This window comes from Ventrimonas sp. (assembly GCF_048380235.1).
In the GTDB taxonomy this organism is placed as follows: Bacteria; Bacillota; Clostridia; order Lachnospirales; family Lachnospiraceae; genus Brotaphodocola.
In genome coordinates this window covers 95226-108425 of the sequence record NZ_DBFCCJ010000034.1, presented here as the reverse complement: position 1 = coordinate 108425, position 13200 = coordinate 95226, and the positions used below count along the sequence as shown (strand labels likewise).

Annotated in this window: 14 protein-coding genes; all 14 read left to right on the top strand. The window is 50.8% G+C overall.

The annotated features are described in order from the left end of the window. Positions 1 to 105: 105 nt before the first annotated feature. Entirely contained in the window at positions 106 to 1278 is a 1173-nt protein-coding gene (locus tag ACMP1L_RS05600; protein WP_118731821.1) for a ribose-phosphate pyrophosphokinase, read from the top strand. A gap of 255 nt (positions 1279 to 1533) precedes the next feature. Further along, on the top strand, positions 1534 to 2109 hold the full coding sequence (gene lepB, locus ACMP1L_RS05595; protein ID WP_243025507.1) for a signal peptidase I: 576 nt from the start codon (positions 1534 to 1536) through the stop codon (positions 2107 to 2109). 172 nt (positions 2110 to 2281) lie between these two features. Further along, entirely contained in the window at positions 2282 to 3205 is a 924-nt protein-coding gene (locus ACMP1L_RS05590; protein WP_418452268.1) for a nucleotidyltransferase family protein, read from the top strand. Next, positions 3198 to 3956, top strand: coding sequence for an exodeoxyribonuclease III (locus tag ACMP1L_RS05585; RefSeq protein ID WP_418452266.1), 759 nt, complete (start codon positions 3198 to 3200; stop codon positions 3954 to 3956). Before ACMP1L_RS05590 ends, ACMP1L_RS05585 begins: the two co-directional genes overlap by 8 nt. 48 nt (positions 3957 to 4004) lie before the next feature. Then, a complete protein-coding gene (locus tag ACMP1L_RS05580; protein WP_418452265.1) occupies positions 4005 to 5894 on the top strand; it encodes an alpha-amylase in 1890 nt (629 codons plus the stop codon). Between the two features lie 83 nt (positions 5895 to 5977). Beyond that, a complete protein-coding gene (locus ACMP1L_RS05575) occupies positions 5978 to 6253 on the top strand; it encodes an HU family DNA-binding protein (RefSeq protein WP_118731825.1) in 276 nt (91 codons plus the stop codon). A gap of 3 nt (positions 6254 to 6256) precedes the next feature. Then, positions 6257 to 6496, top strand: a complete 240-nt coding sequence (locus ACMP1L_RS05570) for an RNA-binding S4 domain-containing protein (protein ID WP_118534075.1) — start codon at positions 6257 to 6259, stop codon at positions 6494 to 6496. A 77-nt stretch (positions 6497 to 6573) separates the two neighbouring features. After that, on the top strand, positions 6574 to 6858 hold the full coding sequence (yabP, locus tag ACMP1L_RS05565) for a sporulation protein YabP (RefSeq protein ID WP_177304718.1): 285 nt from the start codon (positions 6574 to 6576) through the stop codon (positions 6856 to 6858). Continuing rightward, the gene (yabQ, locus tag ACMP1L_RS05560; protein ID WP_373242417.1) at positions 6858 to 7187 is read left to right on the top strand and encodes a spore cortex biosynthesis protein YabQ; all 330 of its coding nucleotides are present in this window, start codon (positions 6858 to 6860) and stop codon (positions 7185 to 7187) included. Before yabP ends, yabQ begins: the two co-directional genes overlap by 1 nt. 48 nt (positions 7188 to 7235) lie before the next feature. Further along, on the top strand, positions 7236 to 7562 hold the full coding sequence (locus tag ACMP1L_RS05555; protein WP_118731836.1) for an FtsB family cell division protein: 327 nt from the start codon (positions 7236 to 7238) through the stop codon (positions 7560 to 7562). A gap of 76 nt (positions 7563 to 7638) precedes the next feature. Then, the gene (locus ACMP1L_RS05550) at positions 7639 to 9045 is read left to right on the top strand and encodes a SpoIIE family protein phosphatase (RefSeq protein WP_418452263.1); all 1407 of its coding nucleotides are present in this window, start codon (positions 7639 to 7641) and stop codon (positions 9043 to 9045) included. A gap of 149 nt (positions 9046 to 9194) precedes the next feature. Continuing rightward, complete coding sequence (gene tilS, locus ACMP1L_RS05545) at positions 9195 to 10604, top strand: tRNA lysidine(34) synthetase TilS (protein ID WP_418452262.1); 1410 nt, start codon at positions 9195 to 9197, stop codon at positions 10602 to 10604. Then, a complete protein-coding gene (gene hpt, locus ACMP1L_RS05540) occupies positions 10594 to 11124 on the top strand; it encodes a hypoxanthine phosphoribosyltransferase (RefSeq protein ID WP_118534080.1) in 531 nt (176 codons plus the stop codon). Before tilS ends, hpt begins: the two co-directional genes overlap by 11 nt. Positions 11125 to 11136: 12 nt before the next feature. Beyond that, on the top strand, positions 11137 to 12945 hold the full coding sequence (ftsH, locus tag ACMP1L_RS05535) for an ATP-dependent zinc metalloprotease FtsH (RefSeq protein ID WP_418452261.1): 1809 nt from the start codon (positions 11137 to 11139) through the stop codon (positions 12943 to 12945). Positions 12946 to 13200 lie beyond the last annotated feature (255 nt).

The window sequence follows — 13200 nt, the reverse complement described above, 5'->3', positions numbered from 1 at the left end:
AACTGAGGCATAATGATATAAAAGAAGCGATGTGGCGGCATCCCGGGATCCGGGAGGCTTCGCCGGTTACGAATAACAAATAATATACATTGCATGGAGGAAAAGATGATTTACGAAGAGAAGACCATTGAGACCATTCCGGTAGGACCATTAGGACTGATTCCGTTAAAAAGCTGTTCGACCCTGGGTGCGAAGGTAAACGACTGGCTGGTCGAGTGGAGAAAGGAACGCGAGAGTGAGCACAAATCTACTATCGCGTTTGCAGGCTATCAGAGAGACTCTTACATTATTGAGGCTAAAACCCCGCGTTTCGGCTCCGGTGAAGGCAAGGGAACTATTGAGTCTTCCGTTCGTGGTGACGATCTTTACATCATGGTAGATGTATGTAACTATAATCTGACCTACTCTCTGTGCGGCATGACCAATCATATGTCCCCGGATGACCATTTCCAGGACTTAAAGCGTGTGATCGCGGCAGCAGCAGGCAAGGCACGCCGTATCAACGTCATTATGCCGTTCCTCTATGAAAGCCGTCAGCATAAGCGCTCCGGCCGTGAGTCCTTAGACTGTGCGCTGGCCCTGCAGGAGCTGACCAACATGGGTGTAGAGAATATCATCACCTTTGACGCTCACGACCCGCGTGTGCAGAATGCCATCCCGTTAAAGGGCTTTGAGACTGTACAGCCGATTTACCAGTTTATCAAGCATCTGTTAAAGAATGAGACAGAGCTTCAGATCGACAGTGACCACATGATGGTCATCAGCCCGGATGAGGGCGGCATGGGCCGTGCTGTTTACTTTGCAAACGTACTGGGCCTGGATATGGGTATGTTCTACAAGCGCCGCGATTATACCAAGATCGTGAACGGCCGCAACCCGATCGTGGCTCACGAGTTCTTGGGCTCCAGCGTAGAAGGCAAGGATGTTATCATTGTGGATGATATGATCTCCTCCGGCGAGAGCATGCTGGATGTTGCAAAGGAGTTAAAGCGCAGAAAAGCAAGAAAGGTATTTATCTGCGCAACCTTCGGTCTGTTCACCAACGGACTGGCTAAATTTGACGAGTATTATGAGAATGGCCTGATCGACCGGATCCTGACTACCAATGTGGTATACCAGACTCCGGAGCTGTTATCCAGACCGTACTACATTGATGTAGATATGAGTAAGTACATTGCCCTGATCATCGACAACTTAAATCATGATGATTCTTTAAGCGAGCTGCTGAGTCCGACCAAGCGCATCAACAAGCTTCTGGACAAGTACCGCAATAAATAAGGTGGTTATTTCATGAGTGAAGACAGAACAAAGAAAGACCCGCTTCTGGGCGGACTTGACGGCATGCGCGCCGGACAGCACTGGGAGGGAGAGCCGGAGAGCTTAAGGCATTCGGAAAAGCCGGACCAGGCGCAGGAGGCATTCTCTGCGGAGAAGGTGCAGTCTGCTGAGGAAGAAGCGAGAAAGATCGCGCAGGAATTGCACAGAGAGGCAGTCAGAACCGGCAACACGGAAAAAGAGGTGGAAGTGCCGCAGGTGGAGCCGACAGAGGGTAGAAAGAAAAAGTCACGCAAAAAGGAAGAACAGCCGGGCGGCTGGGGAAAAGAGCTTTTTGAGTGGATTAAGATTGTTGTGTCTGCAGCACTCATTGCTTTCGTGCTGAATACCTTTATCATTGCCAACAGTGAGGTGCCGAGCGGTTCTATGGAGAATACCATCATGACGGGTGACCGCGTCATCGGCTCCAGGCTTTCTTATCATTTTGAGGATCCAAAGCGCGGAGATATTGCTATTTTCCGTTTCCCGGACAATGAAAAGATTTATTATGTAAAGCGTATCATTGGACTGCCGGGAGAAACCGTGGACATTGTGGACGGCAAGGTTTACATCAACGGTTCAGGCGAGCCGCTGGATGAGCCGTATATCCGCGAGCCTATGATCCCGGAGGAACCCATGCACTTTGAAGTGCCGGAGAACTGCTATTTCATGATGGGAGACAACCGGAACTATTCCATGGATGCCCGCCGCTGGGAGAATACCTATGTTAAGCGTGACAAGATCATTGCGAAGGTACTGTTCCGCTACTTCCCGAAACCGGGAATGCTGAAATAAATACAGACTGAAAACAGGCCTGCGAAAGCTGCTAAAAGCGGTATTTCGCAGGCCTGAACTGTTTGCGGAATATTGTTATTTGCCGCGGAGTGTGATATATTTTAGATACATTATGGTCTGACGCCGGGATATGGCGCCGGGATACGTCTGATAATTTGGAGAGGGAATGGGAATGAGAGACACAACACTGGTTATTATGGCAGCCGGAATCGGAAGCCGGTTTGGCGGAGGTATCAAGCAGCTCGAACCGGTAGGTCCGGGAGGAGAAATCATTATGGATTATTCTATCCATGACGCGCTGGCAGCCGGATTTAATAAGATTATTTTTATCATCCGCAAGGATCTTGAGAAAGATTTCAGGGAGATCATTGGAAACCGCATTGAGAAGATTGCCCATGTGGAATATGCATTTCAGGAGCTGAATGCGCTTCCGGAGGGCTACCATGTAACAGAGGGAAGAAAGAAGCCATGGGGAACCGGTCAGGCAGTTCTTACCGTGAAGGATCTGGTGCATGAGCCGTTTCTGGTCATCAATGCAGATGATTATTACGGAAGAGAGGGATTTTTCAAAATCCATGATTATATGGTCAATGAGATGGATACTGAGGGTGACATGTATGACATGTGCATGGGCGGATTCATTCTGGAGAATACATTAAGTGAGAATGGTACTGTAACCCGAGGCGTCTGCGAGGTGAATCCGGATGGCACCTTAAGGGATGTAACGGAGACCTATGATATTGAGCGTAAGGGCAACGGCATCTTTGCGAATGATGAGCAGGGCAATCCGGTGGTTGTGGATGCACGACAGTATGTTTCCATGAACATGTGGGGCCTTCCGCCGAAATTCCTGGATGCCCTGGAGGCAGGCTTTCCAGAATTTCTGGATGGCATCAAAGAGGGAGATGTGAAGGCAGAGTACCTGCTTCCGAAGGTCATTGACCAGCAGATCAAGAGCGGAAAAGCACATGTACGGGTTCTGGAAACCCGGGACAAATGGTTTGGCGTGACCTACAAAGAAGATAAGGATGCGGTGGTTGCATCTATCCGCAAGCTGATCGAGGACGGCATCTATAAGGAGAATTTGTATGACTAAGCTGATTTCCTGGAATGTGAACGGACTGCGTGCCTGTGTGGGAAAGAATTTTCTGGATTTCTTTCATGAGGCAGACGCGGATGTTTTCTGCCTGCAGGAGACTAAGCTGCAGGCCGGACAGATCGACCTGGAGCTGCCGGGATATCATCAGTACTGGAATTACGCGGAGAAGAAGGGATACTCCGGAACGGCATTGTTCACAAAGAAGGAGCCGCTTTCCGTAACGTACGGGATTGGTGTGGAAGCGCACGATCATGAAGGACGAGTTATAACCGCGGAGTTTCCGGCATATTATGTAATTACGTGTTATACGCCGAATTCCCAGAATGAGCTGGCACGGCTTGACTACCGCATGGAGTGGGAGGACGCATGGCGCGCGTATTTAAAGCAACTGGATGCAGAAAAACCGGTTATTTTCTGTGGTGATTTCAATGTGGCGCATCAGGAAATTGATCTGAAGAATCCGAAGACAAACCGCAATAATGCCGGTTTCACGGATCAGGAGAGAGAAAAGTTCACGGAGCTGCTGGCAGCCGGTTTTACCGATACCTGGAGGTATTTCTATCCGGATCAGGCGGGAGTTTATTCCTGGTGGTCTTACCGGTTTAAGGCCCGGGAGAAAAACGCAGGATGGCGTATTGATTACTTCTGTGTATCCGACTGCTTAAAAGACCGGCTAGAGTCAGCAAAAATCCACACGGAAGTGCTTGGGTCGGACCATTGCCCGGTAGAACTGTGTCTGAAAGAATAGAACGCGCTGCGGACTGGATGCAGGCCGCAACGGGAAAGGTGGGCAGAATTGGAACAGTATCAGATTGATGTAAATGACAGCAGGGTGTATCCAATGGGCCTCACACGGACAGATGGGGGGATCCATGTATCAGCAGTGGCTGCAGCGAAGGCTTGCAGCCTGCTTTTATTTGTGAAAGAAGACAAAAATGGAAAGGAAGCAAGGTTTCGCGAGGTGCGCAACATTCCGTTTCCGGAAGAAGGAAAGACCGGCCATGTCTGGTCTATGACGTTAAACGGAGCGTTTGATGACCTGTATTATGCTTTTGAGGCAGACGGTAAACGGTTTTCCGATCCCTATGGCCGTTCCTTTGCGGGCCGGGAACGCTGGGGCAGGTTAAGCCATGCGAAACGGCTTCTTTTGTCACCGGTGGCGGAGCCGGAATTTGACTGGCAGGGGGACAGGCCGCTTCATATTCCATATGAGGATTGTATTGTGTACCGGGCTCATGTGCGGGGGCTGACAAAGCATGCGTCTTCCGGGACAGAACACCGGGGAACCTTCCGGGGAGTGGTGGACAAGATTCCTTACTTCAAAGAGCTGGGAATCACTACCCTGGAGCTTTTGCCGCCGGTGGAATTTCAGGAAGTCATGATGCCGGAGAATGTGGAGGGCAATCCCTATGGAATGTGTGAACCTACGGGCCGTCTGAACTACTGGGGTTACGCAAAAGCCGGCATGTTTGCGCCAAAGGCCTCCTATGCGGATCCGGGCACAAATCCGGTGACAGAATTCAAATATATGGTTCGTGAGCTTCACAAGGCCGGTCTGGAGGTGGTGCCGGAGCTTTATTTCTCAGGAAAGGAAGTACCGGAGTTTGTTCTGGAGACTGTGCGTTTCTGGGTGAGGGAATACCATGTTGACGGCATTCATCTGACTGGTTACGCGCCGACGGTCCTGCTGGCTAAGGACCCTTATCTGGCAGACACCAAGCTCTGGGCGTTGTCCTGGGAGGCGGAGAAACCGGCTGCAGGAGAGAAAAAGCATCTGGGCGAATACAATGACGGTTTTCTGATCGATATGCGCCGTGCGTTAAAGGGCGATGAGGAACAGATGAGCAGCCTGATCTACCGCAACCGCCGCAATCCGGCGGAGACTGGCGTACTGAACTTTATGGCAGGCACCAATGGCTTTACCATGATGGATATGGTTTCTTATGATCAGAAACACAATGAGGCCAATGGTGAAAATAACCGGGATGGCAGTGATTACAATTATTCCTGGAACTGCGGAGCGGAAGGCCATGTCCGCAAGAAAAAGATCCAGGAGCTCCGTTCAAGGCAGCTTCGCAATGCCATGCTGCTGCTTTTCTTAAGTCAGGGAACACCGGTGCTTCTGGCAGGTGATGAATTCGGAAATTCCCAGAATGGCAACAACAACGCTTATTGTCAGGATAATGAGATATCCTGGCTGAACTGGAATCTTAATAAGTGGGATCAGGCACTTCTGGATTTTGTAAAACATGTCATCGCGTTTCGCAAGGCACATCCGGTCTTCCATATGAAGCAGGAGCCGAGAGTCATGGATTATCTGGCCTGCGGACATCCGGATATTTCCTATCATGGTGTCAATGCCTGGCAGCCGGAATTTGAAAATTTCCGACGTCAGATCGGCATTCTCTACTGCGGTGCTTATGCGAAAAAGCCGAATGGCGAAAACGATGATTTCTTTTTCGTGATTTTCAACATGCACTGGGAGCCGCACAGCTTTGCGCTGCCAAATCTTCCGAAAAACCTGGTGTGGTCGCTTGCTTTTGACACCAGTGACAGCGCGGCGGGAGGCTATTATGAGGAGGGACAGGAACGCCAGATTTTAAACCAGAAGAATTATATGGTGCCGTCCCGTTCTGTTCTCGTGTTTCAGGGAAAGAAAAAGGCGAAAAACCTTGACAAAGCCTAGCAAAACAGATATAAATGAAAGGGCAAAATGAAATACTGAAAAGTGGCCTTTCCGGTCGCTATCGCATTTAGGAGGAATTAATAATGAACAAGACAGAATTAGTAGCAGCAGTAGCTGAGCAGGCAGGCCTTTCCAAAAAAGATGCAGAGGCAGCAGTAAAGGCATTTACCGATGTAGTTGCAGAGGCTCTGAAGGCAGGAGATAAAATTCAGTTAGTAGGCTTTGGTACTTTCGAGGTATCCGAGAGAGCAGCAAGAGAGGGCCGCAACCCGAGAACCGGTGAGACCATGGTCATCGAGGCTTCCAAGACTCCGAAATTCAAAGCTGGTAAGGCATTAAAGGATCTTGTAAACGCTTAATTTATGAGATTAGATAAATACCTGAAAGTATCCCGTTTGATTAAGCGAAGAACTGTCGCGAATGAAGCCTGCGATGCCGGAAGGGTCCTGGTCAATGACCGCCCCGCCAAAGCTTCGGTGAACGTGAAGGCAGGGGACATCATTGAGATTCAGTTTGGTACTTCTTCCGTGAAGGTAGAGGTTTTGGATGTGCAGGAAACCGTCCGCAAGGATGATGCAAAGGAACTCTACCGCTACCTCTGATCTTTCTGTCATTACTTTCATAAACAGCAAAACCTTCCCATATACTGAACCATGAGTTCAGGTGGGGAGGTTTTTTTGTGGAAGAAAGAACCGGGATCCGGGACCATGCCTGCCGGCTGGAGAACCGCAATGCTGCGAGTCTGACCGGAGTGCGGGAAGTGGTGTCCTTTGACGAAAACCAGGTGGTGATGGATACGGATATGGGGCTTCTGACGATTAAGGGAAAAGACCTCCATGTCAGCCGGCTTACCGTGGAAAAGGGAGAACTGGAGGTGGAAGGGCAGGTGGACAGTCTGGCCTATTCTTCCAACGAAGCATACCGGAAAACCGGGCAGTCCATCCTGGCTCGGCTCTTTGGCTGATGGCGGCGGTGTGCCGGGAGGCCCGGCTGCTGCTGCATGGAATTGCTGTGGGAGCAATTCTGATGGCGGTGTACGACATCCTGCGCTTTCTGCGGATGCTGATCCCCCATGGGAGTCTGGCGGTGGGAGTTGAGGATTTTTGTTACTGGATCTGGTCCGGCTTTTTTACCTTCCTGTTTTTGTACCGGGAGAATGACGGAGCTCTGCGTTTTTATATGATTGGAAGTATTTTTCTCTCCATGCTGGCTTATGACCGTATCATCAGCAGAAATTTGCGAAAGGTCTTGAAAATGGTGCTTCGATGCATTAGAATGAAATTACACAGGTAACATAAGATTTATTTAGAAAGTCAGGGTAACAAGAAGCTGGTGAGAAACATGAAGACGCGGGGAACAGGGCGCAGAAAGCGCCGGGAAGGCTGGAGCAACCGCCTGGCCATCATTGGCATTACCGTGGTGGTACTCAGCCTGGCACTGGTGGTCAACATTAAGAATCACTCCATGGAGAAAAAGGTGATGGAATACCAGGCCAAGGAAGAATCACTGACCCGCCAGGTGGAAAATGAACAGAAACGGGCCGCAGAGCTGGAAGAACGCAGGGTCTATGTTCAGACCAAGCAGTACATCGAGGAAGTGGCCAAGCAGAAGCTAGGATTGGTAAAGCCGGATGAGGTTCTGCTCAAACCAAGACCGAAAGATCACTAAAATCATACGAGACCGGAAGTAACAGACATAGGATCCTTTCCTGCCGCATATATTGTGGTTCAGGAGGGGATTTTTTGTGTGGAAGCGAAATCGTCGCCGGGATATGGCTGATGTTAATATTTATACGGCAGAGAGATTAAATGAGATGGCCAGATCACTGGGTGAGCTGGCCCGGGCGTGCAATGACCGGATGGAAGAAGAACGCGGGCTGACCCGGGCGGATGCCCTGGCGGCCATGCAGACAGCAGCGGCGGTCGTCTGCGGGCAGTGCAGCCGCTGCAATCTGTATTGCGATGCAGATAAGGAGGATAGCTATTATCTGTATTATCTGCTTCGTTCCTTTGAGCAGAAGGGCAGAGTGGAATATGAGGACATGCCCCGGCTGTTTCTGGAGGCGTGCCGGAACAAGGAAGAGTATCTCGCACAGCTGAACCGGAATCTCGGACGTGCCACCATGAATCTGGAATGGAAGAACCGATTCCTGGAAAGCCGGGATACGGTCATGGTACAGTTCCGGGAGCTGGCGGTGATGCTGGAGGAGTTTGCAGGGCAGATGAGCAGGGCTGCCGACATTACGGATCAGAAAGAGGACGCGGTGCGCCGTCTGTTCCGCCTGCATCAGATCGCGGTAGATAACATGCTGCTTTTAGAACATGAGAAGAGCTATCGGGAGGCCTATGTGACTATGCATGCATTAGGTGGGCGCTGCATGACGGCAAAGGATGCCGCAGCGCTGTTTGGACAGGCTGTGGGTGGCAGAGGGTGGTATGCGCCGCCGGACACAAGGGCTCTTATTACAAAGCAGCCTGGGGTGATGCGTTTCCTTGAGCCGGGAGCATACCGGATGATGTACGGGGTTGCGCGTATGTCAAAGAATGGAACCGGGATATCCGGAGATAATTATACATATTCGGGGAGTCTGCCGGGACAGGTGATCATGAGTCTTTCAGATGGCATGGGAAGCGGAGCGGCCGCAGACCAGGAGAGCCGGAAGGTGATCGAGCTTTTGCAGCAGCTTTTGGAGACTGGCTTTTCTGCCCGTTCCGCCCTGAAGATGGTAAATACCATCCTGATGCTGACCGGGACTGAACAGCATCCGGCTACGTTGGATCTTTGCTGTGTGGATCTTTGCAGCGGTGTGCTGGAAGCAATGAAGATGGGAGCTGTGGCAACCTTTGTGCTCAGCAACGGGCAGGCAGAGATACTGGATGCAGGCAATCTGCCGGCAGGTGTGCTCTCCCAGGCAGAGCCGGCGCTTCTGTCACGCAAGCTCTGGGATAATGACCAGATCATTATGATAACGGATGGGGTACTGGATGCCTGCCCGGGTCTGGATAAGGAGCAGAGCCTGAAAGAATACCTGGAGTCCATGCCGGTGAAAACACCTCAGGATATGGCAGAGCGAATCCTGCGGTTTGCATGCCAGAACGGCGGCATGCAGGATGATATGACCGTGCTGGCAGCAGGGATCTGGAAGCGTTAAGGCGGTCAGACGGAGGATTGAAAAAGCCATAGATGTCTTTGCCCTGTGAGCGCTATAACGAGAAAAACACAGGTTGCACAGGAGTAAAATTGCGGGTATAGTGTAATTGGTGACAGAAAAAACAGAATTGCTTTTACGGGTAGGATAACATGTTAAAGAAAGTAAGAGATTATATGCGGGAACATGAGATGACCGCTCCGGGGGATGCAGTGATCGTGGCGCTTTCCGGCGGGGCGGATTCCGTGTGCCTGCTGACGGTATTAAAACAGCTGGCAACGCCGGAATTCTTGCTTCGTGCGGTCCATGTTCATCACGGCATCCGCGGGGCAGAGGCAGATCGGGATGAGGCTTTTGCGCAAAAACTGTGTGAAAGCCTTTCTGTACCGCTGTGTGTGGCTTATTGCCATGTCCCGGCCTATGCAGCGGAGCATGGTCTTTCGGAAGAGGAAGCAGGAAGGATTCTGCGTTATCAGGTGCTGGAGAAAGAGGCCGGAAAATGGGAACAGGAATTACCGGCGGGCAGCCGGGTCAAAATTGCCCTGGCTCATCACCGGGATGACAATGCCGAAACAATCCTGCATCATCTTCTGCGTGGAAGCGGCCTTACCGGTCTTGCCGGGATCCGGCCGGTGCAGGGGCGCCGTATTCGCCCGCTGCTCTGCGTGGGGCGTGAGGAAATAAGGGCATATCTGGAGGCAGGGCATATCAGCTGGTGTGAGGACAGTACCAACCAGTCGCCGGATTATACCAGGAACCGGATTCGCAGCCAGGTGCTTCCGCTTTTAAAAACAGCGGTAAATGAGCAGGCAGAGGAGCACATTCTCCAGGCAGGGCAAATTATCGGGCAGGCAGATGCTTATCTGCGTCAACAGGCAGAGGAAATATGGCAGGAAGCAGTCTGTGGGCGAGAGGAAGATCTTGCGGCCATTCCCCTTACGGCATTTGCAAGACAGCCGGAAATTCTGAAAACCTATCTGATCCGTCATATGCTGGACCAGCTGCATCCGGGCTGGAAGGACATCGGCAGCCGCCATTTCACGGCAATCGCGGAACTGGCAGGCAAACCGGTGGGAAGTCGTCTGGATCTCCCGGGCGGACTTATAGCGCGGACCGGATATGAAACGCTGGAAATCGTGCGAAAGACGAAACGGGAAGTGTCCGTGAAGACAGAAAGCGGAGCAGATGGGGAAATCCACGGCCGCCAGACAGTTCCGGAGCTTCATATGACGGTTTTTTCTCGTCAAAAAGATCAAGAAATTCCCAAAAACCAGTATACGAAATGGTTTGACTATGATAAAATTAAAGGTACGCTGTCTGTGAGGACCAGACGGACTGGAGATTACCTGATCCTGCCGTCCGGAGGGAGCAAGACCATTGCCCGTTACATGATCGATGAGAAAATCCCGAAAGAAAAAAGGGAGCAGATTCTGCTTCTGGCAGAAGGCAGTCATGTGTTGTGGGTAGTGGGCTTTCGGATCAGCGAATACTATAAGATAGAAGAACATACAGAAAACATATTGCAGGTAACCTGCGACGGAGGAAAAGATTATGGCAGATAAGATCAGAGTATTGTTGCCGGAAGAAGACGTAAACAAGCGAATCAGTGAAGTAGCAGAGCAGATCAGCAAAGATTATGAGGGAAAACAGATCCACCTGATCTGTATCTTAAAGGGTGGAGTATTTTTTACCTGTGAGCTGGCAAAACGCATCACAGTTCCGGTCACCATGGATTTCATGTCTGTTTCCAGCTACGGAGACGACACCAAGTCCAGCGGAGTGGTCCGCATCGTTAAGGATCTGGATGAATCCCTGGCGGACAAGGAGGTCCTGATCGTGGAAGATATCATCGATTCCGGCCGCACCCTTGCATACCTGATCGAGGTATTAAAGCAGCGTGGGCCGAAGAGCATTCACCTGTGTACCCTGCTTGACAAGCCGGAACGTCGTGTGAAGAAGCAGGTCAAGGTAGATTATACCTGTTTCACCATTCCGGATGAGTTTGTAGTAGGCTACGGTCTGGACTATGCCCAGAAATACCGCAATCTTCCGTACATCGGAGTGGTTGAGGTTGACCAGTAAGGAGGCCGATGAGTGAAACAGCAAAATGGTTTTCGGGGTGGCTGGCTGCTTTTTCCGCTGCTCCTGATCGTACTGGCTCTGGTGTTTATGCCGGGCAGAAAACAGAACGAACTGAGTTATCAGCAGTTCAAACAGGTACTGGAAAGCGGAGATGTGGGTTCTCTGATCATTTACCAGAATGAGCAGACGCCAACCGGTGAGGTGCGTCTTGCAAATCACGCGGGAGAGGTTTATGTAACCTATGTGTCCGATGTAAACCAGACCCAGCAGATGCTTCAGGATATGGACATTGACTACAGTATGAACGATGTTCCGCAGACCAGCTACTGGATGAGCATCATTCTTCCGGTGGCTGTTTCCGTAGGCGCGGTCGTTCTGATGCTGATCATCATGAATATGAGAGCCGGTGCCGGCGGCGGAACCAATGCCAAGATGATGAACTTTGGCAAGAGCCGTGCCCGCATGACCAACACCAGCAATGTTACCTTTAAAAATGTGGCAGGTCTTCAGGAGGAAAAGGAAGATCTGGAGGAGATGGTGGACTTTTTAAGAAATCCGCAGAAGTATACCAGTGTGGGAGCGAGAATTCCGAAGGGCGTTATTTTAGTAGGCCCTCCGGGAACTGGTAAGACTCTGCTTGCCAAGGCAGTAGCCGGTGAGGCAGGCGTACCGTTTTTCTCCATTTCCGGTTCTGATTTCGTAGAGATGTTTGTCGGTGTGGGAGCGTCCCGCGTCCGCGATTTATTTGAGGATGCCAAGAAGGCAGCGCCGTGTATTGTTTTTATCGATGAGATCGATGCGGTAGCCCGCAGACGAGGCACCGGCATGGGCGGCGGTCACGATGAGCGTGAGCAGACTTTAAACCAGCTTCTCGTTGAGATGGATGGCTTTGGTGTGAATGAGGGTATCATCGTCATGGCTGCGACCAACCGTGTCGATATCCTGGATCCGGCTATTCTGCGTCCGGGCCGTTTTGACCGTAAGGTAGCAGTAGGCCGTCCGGATGTGAAGGGCCGTGTGGAAATCCTTCAGGTACATTCCAAAGAGAAGCCGTTAGGTGAGGATGTAGATCTGGCCCGCGTGGCTAAAACAACCTCCGGCTTCACCGGAGCAGATCTGGAAAATCTTATGAATGAGGCAGCGATCCTTGCAGCAAGGGAGAACCGCAGCTTTATCCGCCAGTCGGATATCGACCGCTCTTTTGTTAAGGTTGGTATCGGTGCAGAGAAAAAGAGCCGTGTCATTTCAGAAAAAGAAAAGAAGATCACCGCATACCACGAGTCCGGCCATGCAATTTTATTCCATGTGCTGCCGGATGTTGGCCCGGTCCATACCGTATCCATCATCCCGACCGGTGTCGGTGCGGCAGGCTACACCATGCCGCTTCCGGGCGATGACGAGATGTTTAATACCAAGGGCAGGATGCTGCAGGATATCATGGTATCTCTTGGCGGCCGTATCGCGGAAGAGATCATCTTCGGCGATGTGACGACCGGTGCTTCCCAGGATATCAAGCATGCCAGCAAGATCGCACGTGCTATGGTGACCCAGTACGGCATGTCTGAGAAGGTTGGCATGATCGACTATGGCAGTGATGATGATGAGGTCTTTATCGGCCGTGATTTCGGTCATGTGCGTACCTATAGCGATGAAGTGACGGCTTCCATTGATGAGGAAGTAAAGCGTATCATTGACGAGTGCTATGACAAGGCGAAAGCCATCATCCTGGAGCACCGGGATGTGCTGGAAAGCTGTATGGCACTGCTGATCGAGAAAGAAAAAATCGGTCAGGAAGAGTTTGAGGCGCTGTTCCAGAAGTAAATGGGGCTGAAAACTATACAAACTGCACAAAAAAAGTTTTGAAATTTGTTCATGTTTGTTAACACTTATCGGCTGGGCCGTGCTATTATAATAGGCGTAAACCCCCCAATACATTATATAGTTTTTGCTACACCCCATAAGAAACGAAATACCTTCTCCTGAAAGAGCCAGCTACCCCGCTGGCTCTTTTGCTGTTTTGAGATACTATACCAAAACAGCGGATTTTCAGTTCAAAAATTCCTACTTGAATTACTT